The 18949-nt window shown below is 74.8% G+C and carries 17 protein-coding genes; 9 read left to right on the top strand and 8 right to left on the bottom strand.

Annotation, left to right across the window (positions count from 1 at the left end):
• Positions 1-2: 2 nt before the first annotated feature.
• Positions 3-779 carry a glycosyltransferase gene (locus AB0Q96_RS36185; RefSeq protein WP_365333075.1) on the bottom strand — a complete coding sequence of 259 codons (777 nt, stop codon included), beginning with the start codon at positions 777-779 and terminating at the stop codon, positions 3-5.
• A 672-nt stretch (positions 780-1451) separates the two neighbouring features.
• Positions 1452-2234, bottom strand: a complete 783-nt coding sequence (locus AB0Q96_RS36180; protein ID WP_365333073.1) for a glycosyltransferase family 2 protein — start codon at positions 2232-2234, stop codon at positions 1452-1454.
• A gap of 289 nt (positions 2235-2523) precedes the next feature.
• Here AB0Q96_RS36180 and AB0Q96_RS36175 point away from each other — a divergent pair, with 289 nt between their 5' ends.
• From AB0Q96_RS36175 to AB0Q96_RS36150, 6 genes are all read left to right on the top strand, one after another.
• A complete protein-coding gene (locus AB0Q96_RS36175; protein ID WP_365333071.1) occupies positions 2524-4350 on the top strand; it encodes a glycoside hydrolase family 15 protein in 1827 nt (608 codons plus the stop codon).
• A 46-nt stretch (positions 4351-4396) separates the two neighbouring features.
• Positions 4397-4684, top strand: a complete 288-nt coding sequence (locus AB0Q96_RS36170; protein ID WP_365333069.1) for a hypothetical protein — start codon at positions 4397-4399, stop codon at positions 4682-4684.
• 77 nt (positions 4685-4761) lie between these two features.
• Entirely contained in the window at positions 4762-5799 is a 1038-nt protein-coding gene (locus AB0Q96_RS36165; protein WP_365333067.1) for a phosphoesterase, read from the top strand.
• A 45-nt stretch (positions 5800-5844) separates the two neighbouring features.
• Positions 5845-8070: an NADP-dependent isocitrate dehydrogenase gene (locus AB0Q96_RS36160; protein ID WP_365333065.1), complete on the top strand. Its 2226-nt coding sequence runs from the start codon at positions 5845-5847 to the stop codon at positions 8068-8070.
• Between the two features lie 107 nt (positions 8071-8177).
• Entirely contained in the window at positions 8178-8468 is a 291-nt protein-coding gene (locus AB0Q96_RS36155; protein ID WP_351670719.1) for a hypothetical protein, read from the top strand.
• 126 nt (positions 8469-8594) lie between these two features.
• Positions 8595-10220: a sigma-70 family RNA polymerase sigma factor gene (locus AB0Q96_RS36150; protein ID WP_365333063.1), complete on the top strand. Its 1626-nt coding sequence runs from the start codon at positions 8595-8597 to the stop codon at positions 10218-10220.
• Between the two features lie 19 nt (positions 10221-10239).
• Here the strand turns inward: AB0Q96_RS36150 and AB0Q96_RS36145 are convergent, their stop codons facing one another.
• From AB0Q96_RS36145 to AB0Q96_RS36130, 4 genes are all read right to left on the bottom strand, one after another.
• Positions 10240-11055, bottom strand: coding sequence for a CAP domain-containing protein (locus tag AB0Q96_RS36145; protein WP_365333061.1), 816 nt, complete (start codon positions 11053-11055; stop codon positions 10240-10242).
• A gap of 105 nt (positions 11056-11160) precedes the next feature.
• Entirely contained in the window at positions 11161-12048 is an 888-nt protein-coding gene (locus AB0Q96_RS36140) for a universal stress protein (RefSeq protein WP_365333059.1), read from the bottom strand.
• 163 nt (positions 12049-12211) lie between these two features.
• Positions 12212-13636, bottom strand: a complete 1425-nt coding sequence (locus AB0Q96_RS36135) for an acyl-CoA dehydrogenase (protein WP_365333057.1) — start codon at positions 13634-13636, stop codon at positions 12212-12214.
• A gap of 156 nt (positions 13637-13792) precedes the next feature.
• Entirely contained in the window at positions 13793-14251 is a 459-nt protein-coding gene (locus tag AB0Q96_RS36130) for an Rrf2 family transcriptional regulator (RefSeq protein WP_361179181.1), read from the bottom strand.
• 388 nt (positions 14252-14639) lie between these two features.
• On the opposite strand from AB0Q96_RS36130, the gene AB0Q96_RS36125 reads away from it, so the two are divergent.
• Positions 14640-15530: a glutathione S-transferase C-terminal domain-containing protein gene (locus AB0Q96_RS36125; protein WP_365333054.1), complete on the top strand. Its 891-nt coding sequence runs from the start codon at positions 14640-14642 to the stop codon at positions 15528-15530.
• A 21-nt stretch (positions 15531-15551) separates the two neighbouring features.
• Here AB0Q96_RS36125 and AB0Q96_RS36120 read toward each other — a convergent pair whose 3' ends face one another.
• The gene (locus AB0Q96_RS36120) at positions 15552-16589 is read right to left on the bottom strand and encodes an NAD-dependent epimerase/dehydratase family protein (RefSeq protein ID WP_365333051.1); all 1038 of its coding nucleotides are present in this window, start codon (positions 16587-16589) and stop codon (positions 15552-15554) included.
• A gap of 193 nt (positions 16590-16782) precedes the next feature.
• Between AB0Q96_RS36120 and AB0Q96_RS36115 the strand changes: the two genes are divergently transcribed.
• Both AB0Q96_RS36115 and AB0Q96_RS36110 read left to right on the top strand, forming a co-directional pair.
• Positions 16783-17037 (top strand): DUF5133 domain-containing protein, encoded by a 255-nt coding sequence (locus AB0Q96_RS36115; protein WP_365333049.1) that lies wholly within the window; start codon positions 16783-16785, stop codon positions 17035-17037.
• A gap of 91 nt (positions 17038-17128) precedes the next feature.
• On the top strand, positions 17129-17461 hold the full coding sequence (locus AB0Q96_RS36110) for a DUF3040 domain-containing protein (RefSeq protein WP_365333047.1): 333 nt from the start codon (positions 17129-17131) through the stop codon (positions 17459-17461).
• Positions 17462-17477: 16 nt separating this feature from the next.
• Here AB0Q96_RS36110 and AB0Q96_RS36105 read toward each other — a convergent pair whose 3' ends face one another.
• Positions 17478-18809 (bottom strand): serine hydrolase, encoded by a 1332-nt coding sequence (locus tag AB0Q96_RS36105; RefSeq protein ID WP_365333045.1) that lies wholly within the window; start codon positions 18807-18809, stop codon positions 17478-17480.
• Positions 18810-18949: the final 140 nt, after the last annotated feature.

Raw genomic sequence — 18949 nt, 5'->3', positions numbered from 1 at the left:
ACTCACCTGGCCAGCGAGATCCGCAGCAGATCGGCCATCGACCGCAGGCCGTCCCGGCGCGCCGAGAACGTCGAGCCGTCCTTGTCGGTCCACTCCACCGGCACCTCGACGACGTCCCGCCCGGCCTTCACCACGTGAGCGAGCAGTTCGACGTCGAAGGCGAAGCCGTCGATGCGGCAGTCGCGGACGATCTCGCGGGCGAGCGGCCCGGGGAAGAACTTGAAGCCGCACTGGGTGTCGGCGATCTCCGGCAGCGTGAGGTGGGCGAGCGTCCGGAAGAGCGCGCCGCCGCCGCGCCGCAGCGTGCCCTGCTCGACCTCCAGGTGGGCACCGGGGGCGTGCCGGGAGGCGATGACCGCGCCGTGGCCCGCGCGCAGCAGCTCCACGACCCGGTCGAGGGTGTCGATGGGGGTGGCGTTGTCGGCGTCGGCGAAGCCGATGAAGCGGGCGGAGGAGGTCTCGATGCCGCGCCGCACGGCGGCGCCCTTGCCCTGCTCGCCGCAGCCGATCACATGGAACCCCACGTCGAGCCCGGTCGCCGGAAGACCGGTCGGGGTGCCGGTGAACCGGTCGAGCGCGTCCAGGGTGCCGTCGACGCTGTTGTTGTCGACCACCACGACGGAGGAGGACCACGGGCGCCCGGCGAGGTAGCGCAGGGTCGCGGTGATCGTCGAGGGCAGGCGCCGCTGTTCGTTGAAGGCGGGGATGATCAGCTCGAGTTCGACCGGGGGCCGGGTGAGCGAGCGGGGGAGCGGGGGGTGCGCGCGGACCGCGGTCATCGCGCCTCGCCTCCTCGGGGGAAGGCCCGGCGCGCGGGTCGCGCGGGGGTACGGGCGCGGATGCGGGGGGCCACGGCGGGGACGAGCGCGGGCACCGGGATCAGGCGGCGCGCGGGAGTGGCGGGAGTGGCCGGGGCGGCTGGGGCGGTGGGCGTGGGCGTACGGGCCCGGGGGCCGTGGTGCGGGGGACGGGCGTGCCGGACCGGGTCATCGCATGCCGGGTCATGGCGTGCCGGGTCGGCCTGGGTCCCGTGGTGCGGGTGCCCGTCGGCGGTGGCTGGGCCGGAGGGGCTGTCCGACCGTCGCCGGCCACCCGTGGCACGGGTGCGGACGGCGCGGGAGCGCCGGCGACGGGGGGTCGGGCGGGTCCTGCGCGCGTCGGTGGCGCGGCGGCAGAGCCGGGCCGCGTCACGGACGCGGTCGGACGCGCGGCGCGCGGGGTGCGCGGTCGGCGTGGCCGGTCGGGTGCGCGCGCGGGGGGAACGGCGGCGCGCGTCGGCAGTGGGCCAGTCGGTCACCCGCCGCAGAGGATGCGGTGCGGGCGCCACCGGCACTCGGCTGATGGGGAGGGAGGTCATGACGCGCCTCTTCCGACAACCGACCCTGCCGAGGGTCAGGTGTGCATCCGGTCGATGCACTGTCCTCCACGCTTAGCATCCGCGGTGAGCTTCGTCAACCGCTGGCCGTCCGACCTGGGCCTCCGCCGCGCCGGTTCGCCGGGGCGAGCCGGAGCAGCGCGTTGTGCGGTCGCTCGGCGAGCAGGGTGCCGAGGATGCGGGTGCCGTCGCGGAGGGTGCGGGGGTGCGACGGGCCGTGGCGGCGCGGGAGTTCGAGGCTGGGGACCTCGGCGACGCGCAGCCCGTAATGCAGGGCGTGGGCGACGAGTTCGGCGCCGAGTTCCACGCCGTCCTCGCGCAGGGCGAGGAGGTCGACGAATCCGCGCCGGAAGGCGCAGAATCCGTACCAGAGATCGGTCAGGTGCTGGCCGTACAAGCGGCGGGCGACGCTCAGCAGCGCGCTGTGGCCGAGCCGCCGGTGCAGCGGATAGGCGGTGAAATCGCCGCCCGCGATGAAACGCGATCCCTTGACGAAGTCGAACCCGCTCTCCAGGTAGTGCAGGTAATGCGGGATCTCCCGCGGGGACATGCTGCCGTCGGCGCCCATGAGGACCACGTGGTCCCCGGTCGCGGCCCGCAGACCGGCGTGCGGCACGTCGCCGGACGCCCAGTCCCACGCGCCGAGCCGGCGCACCGACACCCCGCGCGGGGCGGGCTCCGGGTCCGTCCGTACGTCTCCGACCAGCACGACCTCCCGTACGGCGGGCGGGATCTGGGCGAGCAGCCAGTCCGTCGCGCGGTCGTCCGGCCGGACCGCGACCACCAGGCTCACCGTGGGGGTGGCGGTGGCGGGCAGGCGGTCGGTCGAGCGGCGCAGGGGGTGCGGTTCACTGCTCATGGTTCGGCCTTCGGGGTCTCCGCTGTGCGCGGCTGCCTTTCAGCATCGTGCGCGTGCGGCCCCGGGTCAAGGAACGCGCGATATCGGCCCCGTGGCGTACGCGTGGCGTGCGCGATATCCGTCTGGTCGACGTTCGCGAAATGCGCATCGATACGTACTCCTCGCATTCATTTTATGCGTCGGGCCGTGAATCTATGAGCAGCTGCCGGACCGTCGAGGAAGGAATCTCCTTTGCTCCCGCGGCCCGTGCGCTCCTGCGCTTCGCTTGCGCCGGGATTAGAATCCCGACATGGCTGGGCGCATCGAGGACTACGCCCTCATCGGCGATCTGGAGACCGCCGCTCTCGTCGGCAGGGACGGCTCGGTCGACTGGTGGTGCGCGCCGCGCTTCGACTCGCCGGCCTGCTTCGCCGCCCTCCTCGGGGACGAGCGGCACGGCCGTTGGCGCCTCGCCCCGGCCGGCGGTCTCCCGTGCAGCCGCCGGAGTTACCGCGGCGACACCCTCGTCCTGGAGACGGTCTGGGAATCCGTCACCGGCACCGTCCGGGTCACCGACTTCATGCCGCCGCGCCAGCGCACCCCGCGCATCGTCCGGGTCGTCGACGGGATCGCCGGACGGGTCGACATGCGGGGCGAGTTGAGGGTCCGTTTCAACCACGGCAGCGTGGCGCCCTGGACCCGCGCCGTGGACCGGCGCACCCTCGCCTCGGTCGCCGGGCCCGACGCGACCCGGCTGCACTGCGGCCCCGGCGCGGGCGACCCCGTCGTCACCGCGGACCGGGCCACCTTCGCGTTCCCCGTCACCGCGGGCCGGCGCGTCACCTTCGTCCTCGGCTGGCACCCCTCGCACACCCCGCCGCCCGCCGCCCCCGACGTGGCCGTGGCCCTGGAGAGGACCCTCGCCTTCTGGGACGAATGGGCCGCCCGACTCCGGTACGAGGGGCCCGCCCGTGACGCCGTGATCCGCTCGCTGGTCACCCTGAAGGCGCTCACGTACGAGCCGACCGGCGGCGTCATTGCCGCCCCCACCGCCTCCCTGCCGGAGTGCATCGGCGGCCTGCGCAACTGGGACTACCGCTTCTGCTGGCTGCGCGACTCCACCTTCACCCTCTCCTGCCTGCTGCGCAGCGGCTACCGCGGGGAGGCCCTCGCCTGGAAGGACTGGCTGGTCCGCGCCGTCGCCGGCGACCCGGCCGACCTCCAGCCGCTGTACGGCGTCGCGGGACAGCGCCGGCTGCCCGAGTCCCAGGCCGACTGGCTGCCCGGCTACGAGAACTCACGGCCCGTCAGATTCGGCAACGCGGCCGTCGACCAGTTCCAGCTCGACATCTACGGCGAGGTGCTGAGCACCATCTACTCCGCCGTACGGGCCGGGGTCACCCTCGACGCGCACGTGTGGAGCTTGGTGGCGGCGCTCCTGGAGTACCTCGGCGAACGCTGGCGGGAGCCCGACGAGGGCATCTGGGAAGTCCGGGGCCCCCGACGGCACTTCGTCCACTCCAAGGTGATGGCCTGGGTCGCCGCCGACCGCGCCGTGCGCCTCGCCCGGGTCGCCGGCCTGCGCGGCTCCGTGCACCGCTGGCAGGCGCTGCGCGCCGAACTGCGCACGGAGGTCTGCGCGCGGGGCTGGAGCGAATCCCAGCAGTCCTTCGTCCAGTACTACGGCGCGAGCCGGCTCGACGCCACCGCCCTGCTGATCCCGCGGCTCGGCTTCCTGCCTCCCGACGACCCGCGCGTCCTCGGCACCGTACGGGCCATGGGCCGCCTCGACGACCACGGCTTCCTGCGCCGCTACGCCGACACCGGGAACGGGCACGTCCACGACGTCGACGGCCTCGGCGGCGGCGAAGGGGCCTTCCTGGCCTGCACGTTCTGGTACGCCGACGCCCTCGCCCTGACCGGCCGCCCGGCCGACGCCCGCACCGTCTTCGAGCGGGTCCTGGACGTCCGCAACGACGTCGGCCTCCTCTCCGAGGAATGGGACCCCGCCGCCGGCCGCCAACTCGGCAACACTCCGCAGGCGTTGAGCCACGTCGCCCTGGTCAACACCGCCTTCACCCTGGACGGGACGAGACGCCGGGCGCGCAACGGGGGGCGGCACGTGGCTGTGGCATGATCGCGAGGACAGTGTGAACGCGGGACCTGGGGGGTTATCCGTGCATATGTCTATAGCCATCGCCACGATCGTGTTGGGGATCGCCTTCCTCGCCGGCGGCATCGCCGCGATCCGCACCGGCTGGCTGCTGCCCCTGCAGCGCCGGCACGTGCGGCGTCCCGAGCTGTTCGGCTGGGCGCAGATCGTGATGGCCACGGCCTTCTTCGTCCAGGGCGGCAGTCTGCTGCTCGGCGACGCGGGCGTCCGCATGGGCGGCTCCACCATCGGGATGGGCCTCCTCTTCATCGGCCTGCTCGCCTCCGTCGTCGCCCAGATGTCGCGGCGCACGCCCTGACCCGTGCCACGCTCGGGCGCGTGTCGTTCGGGTGAGTCCAGCGGGCGCGCGCGCCCCCGCCGGGGTCGAATCGTGGCATGGCACCCTTCGACAGGTCCCGCCCCGGCGGCTCCCAGCGGAGCGTCGCGACGGCCGGTGACACCTGGTGGTACGCCGCCGTCGCCGCCGAGGCCGCCGGATCGTTCAGCGCCCGTATCCGCATACGCATGCGGCGCGCCTGCCTCGCCGCCGTGCTCCTGCTCACCGTCGCCTACGCCGGGCTCGTCCTCACGGCGACCGGCAGACGCTGGGGGGACGCCGCGCTCGCCGGCCGGCTCGCCGACCCCGCCGTCGCCCAGTTCCTCCGCGAGCACCCCTCGCTGCGCGGCCTCGGCACCCTCTCCCTGGTCCTCGCCGTCGTGCTGCTCGCCGCCGTCGGCGCGCTGCGCAAGCGGTACGGACTCACCGGCCTGGCCCTCGGCACGGTGGCCGCCGCCCTCCTCGCTGCCGCGCTCCTCCAGCGGTACGCGCCGGGGCCGCACCTCGTCGACGCCTCGGGCGCGACCGTACGGAGCGGCTTCCCCAGCGGCACCTCGGTGCTCGCCACCGGCACCGCCCTCGGCCTCCTCCTCGTCGTCCCGCACCGGCTGCGGACCGGCGTCGTGGGCCTCGCCGCCCTGTGGGCCGTCGCCCTCGGCGCGTACGACATCGCCTCCGGCCGGCACCACCCCGGCGACGTGATCGCCGCCGATCTCCTCGTGCTCGCCGCCTTCTCCGCGGTCGTCGCCCTTCTCGCCCGCAAGGGCAAGATCCGCCCCGCCACCCGGCGCCGGCTGCCCCCGCAGCGCCTGCTCGTGGCCGTCCCGCTCGTCCTGGTCGCCGCCGCCGGGCTCGCCGTCGGGGCCTATCTGCTGCCCGGCTGCCTGCCGGGCGCCGGGCCCGTACCCGCCGACCTGCCCCGCATCGCCCACCGCTGCGGCCAGGCCCTCGCCGCGGGCACCGGAGCGGCCGTCGCCGCCGTCCTGCTCGGCCTGGTGCGCCGGGTCGACCTCGACCCGGGACCCGCGCCGTACCGGCTCGCGAGTCCGGTTCCCGAGGACCCCTTTCCCGAGGAGCCCGATCACGAGATATCTTGATGTCGAGCAATCTCGCAGACGCAGACGTGGAGCGGAGCACACCCGGTGACTGACTCGACCATCATTTACACGCACACTGACGAGGCGCCCGCCCTGGCGACGTACTCGTTCCTGCCCGTGATCAAGGCCTACGCCTCGACGGCCGGGATCAACGTCGAGACGCGTGACATCTCCCTGGCCGGGCGCATCATCGCCAGCTTCCCCGAGTGGCTCGAAGAGGGCCAGCGCATCGCGGACGCCCTCGCCGAGCTCGGCGAGCTCGCCAAGACGCCCGAGGCGAACATCATCAAGCTGCCGAACGTCTCGGCCTCGATCCCGCAGCTCAAGGCCGCGGTCGCCGAGCTCCAGGCGCAGGGCTACGCCCTCCCGGACTACCCGGACGACCCGCAGAGCGACCAGGACAAGGACGTCCGCGCGCGCTACGACAAGATCAAGGGCAGCGCCGTCAACCCGGTCCTGCGCGAGGGCAACTCCGACCGCCGCGCGCCCGGCTCGGTCAAGAACTACGCCAAGACCCACCCGCACCGCATGGGCGCCTGGAGCTCCGAGTCCCGGACCAACGTGGCGACGATGGGCGAGAACGACTTCCGCTCCACCGAGAAGTCCGCGGTCGTCGCCGAGGCCGGTGCCCTGCGCATCGAGCACGTCGCCGCCGACGGCGCCGTCACCGTGCTGCGCGAGTCCGTCCCGGTCCTCGCCGGCGAGGTCGTCGACGCCTCCGTCATGCGCGTCGAGGCCCTGCGCACCTTCCTCTCCGAGCAGGTCGCCCGCGCCAAGGCCGAGGGCGTGCTCTTCTCCGTGCACCTCAAGGCCACGATGATGAAGGTCTCCGACCCGATCGTCTTCGGCCACGTCGTGCGCGCCTTCTTCCCGCAGACCTTCGCCAAGTACGGCGAGGTCCTCGCGGGCGCCGGTCTGTCCCCCAACGACGGCCTCGGCACCGTGCTCAAGGGCCTGGAGTCCCTCCCGCACGGCCTCGGCGAGGAGATCAAGGCCTCCTTCGACGCCGAGCTGGCCGAGGGCCCCGCCCTCGCCATGGTCGACTCCGACAAGGGCATCACCAACCTGCACGTGCCGTCCGACGTCATCGTCGACGCCTCGATGCCGGCCATGATCCGCACCTCCGGCCACATGTGGGGCCCGGACGGCCAGGAGGCCGACACCCTCGCCGTCCTCCCGGACAGCTCCTACTCCGGCGTCTACCAGGCCGTGATCGAGGACTGCCGCGCCCACGGCGCCTTCGACCCGTCGACCATGGGCTCCGTCCCGAACGTCGGCCTCATGGCGCAGAAGGCCGAGGAGTACGGCTCCCACGACAAGACCTTCGAGATCGCCGCGGCCGGCACCGTCCGCCTCGTCGACGCCTCCGGCGCCACCGTGCTGGAGCAGGAGGTCGCCGAGGGCGACATCTTCCGCGCCTGCCAGACCAAGGACCTCCCGATCCAGGACTGGGTCAAGCTGGCCGTCACCCGCGCCCGCGCCACCGGCGACCCGGCCGTCTTCTGGCTCGACGCCGAGCGCGCCCACGACGCGCAGCTGATCGAGAAGGTCAACGCGTACCTGCCGGAGCACGACACCGAGGGCCTGGAGATCAAGGTCCTGTCCCCGGTCGAGGCCACGAAGTTCTCCCTGGAGCGCATCCGCCGCGGCGAGAACACCATCTCGGTCACCGGCAACGTCCTCCGCGACTACCTGACCGACCTCTTCCCGATCCTGGAGCTCGGCACCAGCGCCAAGATGCTCTCCGTGGTCCCGCTGATGGCGGGCGGCGGCCTGTTCGAGACGGGCGCCGGCGGCTCCGCGCCGAAGCACGTCCAGCAGCTCGTCAAGGAGAACTACCTGCGCTGGGACAGCCTCGGCGAGTTCTTCGCCCTGGCCGCGTCCTTCGAGCACCTGTCCACCACCACGGACAACGCCCGCGCCCAGGTCCTCGCCGACACCCTCGACCGCGCCACCGGCACCTTCCTCAACGAGGACAAGTCGCCGACCCGTCGCCTCGGCGGCATCGACAACCGCGGCAGCCACTTCTACCTGGCCCTGTACTGGGCCCAGGAGCTGGCCGGCCAGACCGACGACGCCGAGCTCGCCAAGGCCTTCGGCCCGCTGGCCGAGACGCTCGCCGCCAACGAGCAGAAGATCGTCGACGAGCTGATCGCCGTCCAGGGCTCCCCGGCCGAGATCGGCGGCTACTACCAGCCCGACCCGGCCAAGGCCGAGGCCGTGATGCGCCCGTCCGCGACCTTCAACGAGGCCGTCGCGACCCTCGCCTGATCCGCGAGGGCCCCGACGCGGGACCAGCGCCGCCCCGGCCGGACATCCGTCCGGCCGGGGCGGTCGCGTCGGTGGCGCATCCGCCGTCCGGGTGTGAGTCTGGATGGATGAGCTGGGCATCATGGACGACCGCCGGTGTCTACACCGGGCGTGGCGGGGTCCTGACCGTCGAGGGCGGTGTGGTCACGGGCGATCTGACCGTGCACACCACCTTCGTCGAGCGGGAAGCACGTGTGGCCGTGCAGTACAGCGGCGCCTCCGACTGGTTCACCATGTCGGGCAGTCCGGTTCCCTGCGGATCGGAGGAGGAGAGCCGCGACCTGCACGACGCCGTCGTCGCGGCGGTACGGGAAGGGGGCGGGGCGACCGTGCCGACCCTGCCGCACCTGTCGGGATAGCGGCCCCCTCGGGGGACACAGGACACGTGCCGCCGGGAAAAGTGTTGTCCCGGCCGCTCCCCGCGCTCTCCCGACGACGGCCCGCACCGGGCGGCAGCCGTCACCGGGGACGAGGGAGCACAGCACATGGACAGCGTCGAGCACCGCACCGCCGAGCTGGTCGAGGCGGCGCGGGCCGGTGACGCGCGCGCCGGCGACGATCTCGTACGGGCCTACCTGCCGCTCGTCTACAACATCGTCGGCCGCGCCCTCGACGGTCACGCCGACGTGGACGATCTCGTCCAGGACACGATGGTCCGCGCCCTCGACGGCCTGCCGGGCCTGCGGGATCCCGCACGGTTCCGGTCCTGGCTCGTCGCCATCGCCATGAACCGCATACGGCACCGCTGGCGCGAGCGCCAGCAGGCGCCGCTGCCCGGCCTCGACGGCGCCGCCACCCTCGCCGACCCGGCCGGCGACTTCACCGAGCTCACCATCCTGCGCCTCGGCCTCACCGGCCAGCGCCGCGAGGTCGCCGAGGCGACCCGCTGGCTCGACGACGAGGACCGGGAACTCCTCTCCCTGTGGTGGCTGGAGGCCGCGGGCGAACTCACCCGCGCCGAACTCTCCGCCGCCCTCGACGTGCCGCCCCGGCACGCCGCCGTCCGCGTCCAGCGCATGAAGGCCCGCTTGGAGACCGGCCGCACCGTCGTCCGCGCCCTCGCCGCCGTACCGCCCTGCCCGTGGCTCGCCGAGACCACCGCCGGCTGGGACGGACACCCCTCCCCGCTCTGGCGGAAACGCCTCGCCCGCCACCTCGACACCTGCCCCCACTGCGCCCCCACCCGCAGGGGCCTCGCCCCCGCCGAAGGACTGCTCGTCGGCTTCGGCCTCGTACCCCCGCTGCTGCTGTGGGCGGGCCGGGACGGGGGCGCGGTCGCGGCCGGGGGGATGGAGACGGTGGGGTGGGCGGCGGAGGGGCCGGAGACGGGATCCGATATCCCGGACATCGGATCCCATGTACCCGGGACCGGATCCGGGACCACGGAGAACGGATCCGGGACCACGGAGAACGGATCCGGGACCCAGGAGATCGGATCCAACATCCCCGACCCGGGATCCAACCTCCCGGACCCGGGATCCAACCTCCCGGACATCGGATCCAGTCCAGGGACCCGCCGCCACCTCTGGCCCGTCGGCGTGGCGGCTCTCGCGATCCTCGGTGCCATGCTCCTGCTCGTGCCGGGGGACCCGGAGCGGGGCACGGAGCTGCGGAAGCCCGCGCCCGCGCCGCCCGCCCCGGCGACGCCGGCCGTCACGCGCACCGCCGCCCCGCCTCCCGCGCCGCGCCCGACGCCGTCGCCGAGCCGGAGCCGGGCGCCGCGTCCGAGTGTGGAGGAGCGGGTGAACGCCCTGGTGAACAGGCATCGGGCCGAGGTGGGGTGTGCCCCGCTGCGGCGCGATCCGAAGCTGTCCGCGGCGGCCAAGGCGTACGGGCGGGACATGGCGGCCCGGGGCTACTACGGGCACACGACCCCCGAGGGGACGGACGCGGGGAGCCGGTTCGAGGGCGTCGGCTACTCCTGGAGCGCCTGGGCCGAGAACCTGGCCCGGGGGCAGGGCGATCCGGCGTCGGTCGTGGCCGACTGGATGGCCGACCCCCCGCACCGCCGGAACCTCCTCGACTGCGCGTACCGGGACACCGGCGTCGCCGCGGTACCCGGGCCCGACGGCACGCTCTGGGTGCAGGAGCTGGCCGCGCCCCTCGGCTGAGGAGCCGCGGCGGCGGCCCTCACGGGGAGGCGAAGTCCTGTACCCACCAAGGGCCGTTGGAGGTGAGGTTCACTCCCACGCCCATCTCCTTGAACGCGCAGTTGAGGATGTTCTTGCGGTGCCCCTCGCTGTTCATCCAGCCGTCGACCGCCTCGGCCGGCGTATGCGGGCCGCGGAAGATGTTCTCGCCCCAGGTCGACCACTCGTATCCCGCCGCGGTGATCCGGTCGCCGGGGCTGCGCCCCTCCGGGGTGTCGTGGGCGTAGTAGTCGCGGTCGGACATGTCGTCGGCGTGCCGTTGCGCCGCCGTCCGCAGCTTGGCGTCGGACCGGAGCGGTTCGCAACCGGCCTTCCGGCGCTCGGTGTTGGCGAGGGTGAGGATCTGGTCGATGTACTGGGCGGCGGTCCCGGCCGCGGCGGGCGCCGCCTGCGCCCTCCGCCGCGGCCCCTCGCCCGTCGCGTGCCGTACGGCGACCATGCGCGTGACCGGGGTCGAGGAGGGCTCCACGGCGGGCGCGGACGACGGCGCGGCCGTCGTGGTCCCGGACGGTGCCGGTGCCACGGGCAGCGGGGCCAGGAGGCCGGCCGCCGTCGGGTGGGTCCCGGCGTCGGCGGTGCCGAGGGCCGCCACGTACACGCCGGTCGTGACGGTGAGCGCGGCGGCGACCGCTCCCGCCGTCGTCACCACCGCGCGGAAGGACGGGGCTCCGCGCCGGGTCCTTCGGTGCCGGGGCCGGTGTCCGCCCGTGCCCTTGCGGTGCCGGCCGGGCGCGCCCTCGGGCGGCGTTCCGGGACGGACGTCCGGGACGCCTGCGTCGTACGCGTCGTGCTGCATGGGCTCCGCTCTCTTTTCGAGGCCGCCGGATCATCCGGCCCTGGGGAGAGCCACCGGGGCGACGGCGATAACACTTTCCGGCCCCGGACAGCGCGACACTCCTCGTCAATCCTGTGCGTCAACCTCGTGCGGGACCACTGCGACCGGGCAGGGGGCGAGGTGGAGGGCCGCGTGGGCCACCGACCCGATGCGGCTGCCGAGCGCCCCGCGCCGGACCCGCCGTCCCACCACGAGCAGCTGTGCGGCGCCCGAACCCGACACCAGCACCTGCCCGGCGCTGCCCAGCTCCACGTGCTCGGTCACCGGGACCTCGGGGTACCGCTCCCGCCACGGGGCGAGCGCCTCGCGCAGCGCCTTCTCCTCGTACGGGACGAGCCCGCCGGCCTCGTCGGCCAGCGCCAGCGAGCCCGGGCTGTACGCGAACAGCGGCGGCAGGCTCCAGGCGCGCACCGCCCGGAGGGCCGCCCCGCGGGCCGCGGCCGCCTCGAAGGCGAACCGCAGCACGGGTGCGCTGTCCTCGGGGCTGCCCTGCTGGCCGACCAGGACCTCCCCGGCGGGCGGCTCGGCGGCGGCGCCGTCGCGGGAGCGGACCGCGACGACGGGGCATCGCGCGGCGGCGATGATCTGCTGCCCGTACGAGCCGAGGAGGTACCCCGTGACGGCGCCGTGCCCGCGCGAGCCGAGGACGAGCAGCGCGGCCTCGCGCGAGGTGTCGAGCAGCGCGGCGACCGGGGTGTCGCCGATGACCTGCGCGGTCGGCGTGAGGCCGGGGTGGCGTGCGGTGACCGCGGCCTCGGCCTCGCGGAGCACGGCCTGGGCGGCCTGCTGCTGCGTCGTCGGGTCCTGGAGGAGGGGCAGGTCGAGCGGCTCCCAGCGCCAGGCGTGCACCAGGCGCAGCGGGAGCTCCCGGAGCAGTGCCTCGCGCGCGGCCCAGTCCGCCGCGGCCAGGCTCTCGGGGGAACCGTCCACTCCCGCGACGATCTCACGACTCATCAGGCTGCCTCCGTCGGCTCGTTGCCGGGCCCGCCGGGGGCGGCCGGCCCGTTGCTCCCAGCTTGGGCCCATCGGCCGTCCGCCGAGAGGGCCGGAGGTCCCGTACCGGCGTGCCGTCCGGCCCCTTTCGACGCGAGGGCGTCCGCATTTCCGTGGGTACGGGTTACGCCAGCAGGGTGAGGCGGGCGTGGGTCCCGTTGAGGTAGTGGTCGCCGATGTCGCGCAGCCGGTGGTCGGGGGAGACCGGGGCGGTCAGGGCCCGGACATTGCGCCAGAAGCGGTCGAAGCCCTGGCCGCCGGAGTGCGCGCGGACGGCGGTCGCCGGGTCGACCAGTTCGAGGATGCGGGTGGTGATGTCCACGGCCGCCCGGTTGGTGACGGTCTCGGCCGCGGCGACCAGGACGGCGATGTCCGCGAGGTCCTCGACGTCGAGTCCCCGTTCGTCGACGAGACCGCGGGCGAGGGCGTCCGTGGCCCGCTCGACCACCGCGGCGGCGGCGTGCGCGGCCGTCGCCAACTCCCCGTAGGCGAGCAGGAGATAGGGGTCGTCCCCCGGTCCGCCGCCGGCGAAGCCCTCGATGCGCTGGGGCCGGAAGCCGGTGCCCGGCAGTCCCGGGAGCCCGGTGAGGCCCGGGCGCCCCCGGCGGGCGCCGGGGCCGGTGGCGGCGTAGTCCGCCGCGAAGCCGTCCGCGAAGTCCGCCGCGAACGCGGCCCGCCCCCGTGCCCCTTCGCCGGGCGGTGCCGCCGCCTGGGTGGCCCGGCTGATGTCCCGGGCCTCGGCGAGCGCGCCCTCGGCGATGCCGAGCCCGACGTGGACCAGGAGCAGCCGCAGCGCGAGCGGTGCCAGGGTCGAGTACGGGGCGACGGCGTGCTCGTCCTGGGGGAGCGCGCCGAGCACCTGCTCCGCCCCGACCGGCACCTGGTCGAAGGTGACCGTCCCGGCGCCCGCGAGGCGCTGGCCGACCCGCTCGGCGCCCGCGTCGGTGAACACGGCCGGGTGGGCCGGGTCGACGAGGACGACGAGCAGGTCCCCCGTCTCCGTACAGCGGGCGCCGACGACGAGCCGGTCGGCGACGGTGACGCCGGAGGCGAAGGCGCGCCGCCCGTCGAGGACGTAGGCGCCGCCCCCGGCCGGGGTCAGGGCGAGTCCGGCCGGTGCCGAGTCCAGGCGCGGCGGCTCGACCGCCCCGGCGAGCAGCCAGTGCTCCTCGGCGGTGCGGGTGTCGAGGTCGAGCGGCCCGGCGGCGGGGCCGAGGAACCGCGAGGTCCAGGACAGGACGCAGTGGTGGGCGAGGAGTTCGCCGATCGAACCGTCGGCGGCGGCGATCTCGCGGATCACCCCGCACGCCGTCCGCCAGTCGGCGCCGCGGCCGCTGGGCCCGGGCGCGGTGAGCAGGGCCGGCAGTCCCGCCTCCTGGAGCCGCGCCACCTCGTCGAAGGGTGCCTTGCCCGCGCGGTCCCTGGTCAGGGCGTCGACGGCGAGGTCGTCGGCGAGTTCTCTGGTGACGCGGGGCCAGATCTCGTCGTCGGCCGGGCGGTCGGCCTGCGCGGAGGTGGACCGTATCGCTGACTTCTTCGGCGTTCTCACGTCACCTCACATGATCCCTAGTATTCCCACTGGAATAGTAGGGATCCTGGCAGAGGGGTGGCCCGCGCCCCAAGGGGCGTCCGCATCACGGACAATGGGATCTCGAAAGCTGGAATGGAAGGCCGTCGACCAGCGGTTCCGTGGGCGGCCGGACGGTTACGGATTGGTCCAGGCGTCCGGGTCCTCGGCCAGCGCCACGACCTCGGGCGGCAGCTTCGCCGAGGCCAGCTCCGCCAGCGAGACCCCGTCGAGCACATGGCGCACATTGGCCCGCAGTGCCACCCACAGGGTGAGCAGCGACTCGGCCGGACCGGTGTACGACAGCTCGGGCGGGCGCACCCCGCGCACCGAGACCAGCGGCCCCTCCACGCAGCGGATCACGTCCGCGACCGAGATCTCCGCGGCCGGCTTCGCCAGCCAGTAGCCGCCGTTGCCGCCGCGCTGGCTCTGCACCAGGCCGCCCTTGCGCATGTCGCCGAGGATGCCTTCCAGGAACTTGTGCGAGATCCCCTGGCAGTCGGCGATCGCCTCGGCCTTCAACGGCCCCGCGTCCTGGGCCGCCGCGAGCTGGAGGGCGGCCCGCACGGCGTAATCGGCCCTGGCTGAAATGCGCATAGGAGCATTATTCCGCAGTCTTGACGGAGGACGCGGACGATCCCACACTCGTGGACGGGAAACCGAGCGAACAGGTAGGGAACCATGGGAGCCACGGACGCGGCGGAGACGGCACACGCCCCCCGCCTGCCCCGCTCCCTGCCGCTGACCTCCCGCCGCCACATCGACCTGCTGCGGGTGTGCAGCGCGGCGTAGCGCCCGTACGGCGGGCCGGTGGCGGACCCGCCGGCCGATCACCGGCGGACCGCTCCGCCTCTTCACCTCTCCGCCCCAGCACTTTTCCGCCTCTCCGCGCGATTCCTCCTTCCCGTACTTCTGCTGCCTCCGGGCGCGCGCCGACGCCGTCGTGCGCCACCGCGACCCAGCACCGAGCACCCCTGGGAGAAGCATGTCCGTCGTCCCGCCCGCCGCCCCCTGCGCCTTCCCCGGCGCCCCCTCCGTCGTCCCGTCGATCGTCCCCGCCACCGCCACCCCGGCCTTCCGCGGCCGGATCGGCCGCGCCGTGGGCAGCGGCCACTACGCCGCACCGCACCGCTACCGGCTCCATCTGGCACCCGCCGACCCCAGTTGTCTGGGCATCGCCGTGACCCACAGCCTCCTGGGCCTCGACGCGACGCTGCCGCTGACCGTCCTGCCCGCCACCCCCGACACGCCCGACGGCGGATACGCCGTCCTGCGCCCGCTGTACGAGGCCAGCGCCCACCAGTACGCGGGACCCGCCACCGCTCCCGTCCTCAGCGACGGCTGGACCGGCCGCATCGTCTCCACGCACGTGCCGGACATCCTGCGCGACCTCGCCCTGCGCTTCCGCGGCGACGGACCCGAACTCCTCCCCGAGGCGCACCAGGAGGAGATCCGGGCCGTCGCCGACCTGTGCGCGCGCAGCGTGCACGCCGCCGCCCAGCGCGCGGGCGAGCTCGGCCTCGACGACCAGGCCGCCCACCACGACCCGCTCACCGTGCTCTTCGCCGCCCTCGGCTCACTCGAACGGCGGCTCGCCCGCCACCCCTACGTCCTCGGCGACGCGCCCACCGCCGCCGACGTCACCGTCTGGGTCACCCTCGTCCAGCTCGACACCGTCCACCGCTGGCACCTCGACGCCGCCGCCATGGAGCGGGTCGCCGGACACCCCGCGCTCTGGGCCTACGCCCAACGGCTCGCCGCGCTGCCCGCGTTCGGCCGCCACCTCGACATCGACGGCGTCCTCGCCCACCACCGCGCCCACTGCCGTGGCCGGGAGGCGGCCGGCGCCGCCATGCGGATCGTCGACTGGGGCTGACGGGCCCCCGGGCCCGGCGGATCAGCCGGCCCGCCGACCGGCGAGCGGCTCCGTCGCGTCGCCCGCACCCGTGCGCACCCCGCGCAGGAACGCCTCCAGGGCCTCGACCGAGGTCCTGGAGGGCGCCCACTCCAGCTCCCGCCGCGCCCGCTCCGTGGCCAGCAGCGGCAGGCGCAGCACCGCGTCGAAGAGGCCGGGCGACGACGGCACGACCCGCAGCCGCCACGCCGTCGCCAGTGCGCCCCGCACGGCGGCGTTCGGCACCTTCACCGGACGGGCGTCGAGCAGCGCGCCGAGCGCCGGAGCGTCGATCACCGGATCCGCCGCCAGGTTGAACGCGCCCCGCACGTCCCGCAGCAGCGCCCGCCGGTACGCGTCGGCGGCGTCGTCGGTGTGCAGGGCCTGGAAGCGCAGACCGGAGAGCTCCGGTACGAGCGGCAACAGGTCCGGCCGGAACAGCCGGCCCGGGAAGAAACGCCCCGCGAACAGGCGCCGCTGCTCGCTCGCCGACTCCTCCTTGAACAGGAAGGCGGGCCGCATCCGGACCACCCGCGTCTGCGGATGGTCGCGCTCGAACGTGTCCAGGACCCGCTCCAGATACGCCTTCTCCCGGGTGTACGCGGACCCCGGCCAGCCGTGCGTCGGCCAGGACTCCGAGACCGGCGCGCCGCCTTCGGGCCCGGGGGAGTAGGCGCCGACCGACGAGGCGTGCACCAGGACCGGGACGTGCGCGGCGGCCACCGCGTCGAACACCCGGACCGCGCCCAGGACGTTGGTCTCCCAGGTCGCCACCGGATCGTGCGTCGGCTGGAAGCGCCAGGCCAGGTGGACGACGACGTCCGCGTCCTCCAGGTGCTGGGCGAGCCGGGGCCCGGCGTCCTCCCGCGACAGGTCCACCTCCGCCCACTCCGTCTTCGCCACGGCCAGGGCCGGCCGGCGCCGGGCCAGACCCAGCACGGACGCGACCCTCGGCTCGCGCTCCAGGGCCCGGACCAGACTCGTCCCGACGTTCCCCGTGGCGCCGGTGACGACGACACGCAGCCGATCGCTCGGGTTCATGACCTCGGCCTCCGACCTCCCCCCGCCCCGCCCTTCCTCTTCCTTTCGACCTTCCGCCCTCGGCGGCGCCCGCGCACGTGGGGACACCCCGGACGTCCCGGGCGTCACGGAGCGTGGCGCTGCGGGTCGCGTCGGTGAGAATCCGGCCCCACGATGGTGGGGCCGGGGGGATGGCGTGTACCAGGAGGAACGGATGCTGCACCCTGACCGCAACACGATCGACCGGCTGCTGCGGAGCTACCGCACCCAGGAACGCCAGTCCCTGGCCCTGCCGTGCGACCCCTCGCTCCTGCGCCGGTTCGAGGACACCGCGTACACGCTCTGCGTCCTCATGGGAGTCCGCACCGCCCGCGAGGCGGTGCGCGCCGCCGAGCGCTACCTGGCCGAGCCCCGCCCGGTCGTCGCGATCATGGCCCCGGGGGTGGTTGGCCGGGAGTGTGCGGGGTAGGCGCAGGGTAGGGAGCGCGGGCGCCCACGGCCCGCCGAGCGCCCGGGCCGCGCGGCGGCCCCGGGCGCACGCCCGCATGGAGGTGTCGGCGATGGACGAGGCACGGCTCTCGCCGCGGGAGCGGCGCATCCTGGAGGAGATCGAGCAGGGCCTGGGCACGGACCGGTCCTTCGCCCGGGGCCTGCGCGCCGGGCACCCCGGCCCCCGGCTCCGCCGCCCCGGCGGGCGCGCCACCGCCCTCCTCGGCGCCGTCGCGCTCACCCTCTTCGTGACCGCCGTCGCCACCGAGTCGCCCCCGCTGATCTGGGCCTTCGCCGCGGTATGGGTGGTGACCCTGGTGTGTCTGCTCCGGCTGCTCCTGGACTGGTCGCGCCGGCACCTCACGGGGGCGGAGCGGCCCCGCCCGGACGAGCCGGACCGCTGACTCGGGGGCGTCGGGCTCAGTTCGCGCGCGCCCCGAAGCGCCGCCAGAGCCACAGGGAGAGCGCCGCGCCGAGCGCCGAGCCGACCAGGGCCAGCGGGAGCCCGGCCGCCTTGCCCGACGGGGTGGCCTGCCGGTGCGGGTCGCGGTCCGCCGTCGCGGCCGTGGCGGCCGGCGAGGCGGCCTCGGCGGCCTCCGCCCCCGCCCCGGTCACGTTCCGCGCGGCGGCGCGTACAGGGAGCGGCGCTTCCCGCCGCGGGGCCCTCGCCGGCGTGAGCGACCCCACCGGCTGGACCCGGCCCGCCGCGTCGAAGCCCCAGTCGAGCAGCTCGCGGGCCTCCTCGTACACCGCCATCCCGCCGCCGCCCTGCGGGTTCATCACCGACACGACCAGCGTGCGGGCCCCCCGCCGCGCCCCCACGACCAGGGTGTTCCCGGCGTTGCTGGTGTAGCCGTTCTTGATGCCGATGAGCCCGGGATAGCGGGCCACCCCGTCCGCGCCGGTGAGCAGCCGGTTCGTGTTCGCGATGCCGAACGACCAGGACCCGGCCGGGAAGTCCGCGTACCGCGTGGAGCAGTAGCGGGTGAACCGCGGGTCCTGGAGCCCCGCCCGCCCGAAGACCGCCAGATCGTACGCGGAGGACACCTGGCCCGGTGCGTCGTAGCCGTCCGGCGAGACCACGTGCGTGTCACGGGCGCCCAGGGCGCGGGCCTTCTCCTGCATCTGCCGGGTCATCGACTCCCAGCCGCCGTTCATGGCCGCGAGGACGTGCACGGCGTCGTTGCCGGAGCTGAGGAAGACGCCGTTCCACAGGTCCGACACCTTGTACGTGTAGCCCTCCTTCACGCCGACGAGGCTGCTCCCCTCGCCGATGCCGGTGAGCTCCTCGTCGCTGACGGTGTGCCGCTCGGTCCCGTCGTGGTGCGGCAGCGCGGTCAGCGCGAACAGCGTCTTCAGGGTGCTCGCGGGCGGCAGCGGCCGGTGCGCGTCGCGCGCCGCGAGGACCTCGCCCGTGGCCGCGTCGGCCACCACCCAGGACAGCGCCGACACGGACGGCAGCCGGGGCGCGCCGCTCAGCGGCTGCACCTGGGTGCCGGAACGGTCGAGCCGGGCGCGGTCGACGAAGGACCGCACGGGCGGGGTGGGCTCGCCGACCGAGGAGGCCGAGGAGGTCGAGGAGGTCGAGGAGGCCAAGGAGGCTGACGGGGCCAAGGAGGCTGTTGAGGCGACAGCGGCGGCAGTGGTGGCGGCGGAGGCCGGAACCGAGGCCGCGGCCGTGGGGACCGGCAGGACGAACAGCAGCACCGCGGCACCGGCGGTGGCATGACGGACAGCTGGCGTGACGATCATTCGGCCACGGTAGGAACGCGACGGGGCGCGCGCAGACCGGAGTGCGCCGACCGGCGTAGCGGCTGTGCCGGAGGGTGGGCGCGTCGCCACGCGGACGGCCGGACCGGGCGCCGTCCGGAGTGTCGGTGGCGCAGGGCATC

It is taken from the genome of Streptomyces sp. NPDC093111 (assembly GCF_040683955.1).
GTDB lineage: Bacteria > Actinomycetota > Actinomycetes > Streptomycetales > Streptomycetaceae > Streptomyces.
The sequence above is the reverse complement of the archived record's forward strand: the minus strand, read 5'-3'. Positions and strand labels throughout refer to the sequence as shown.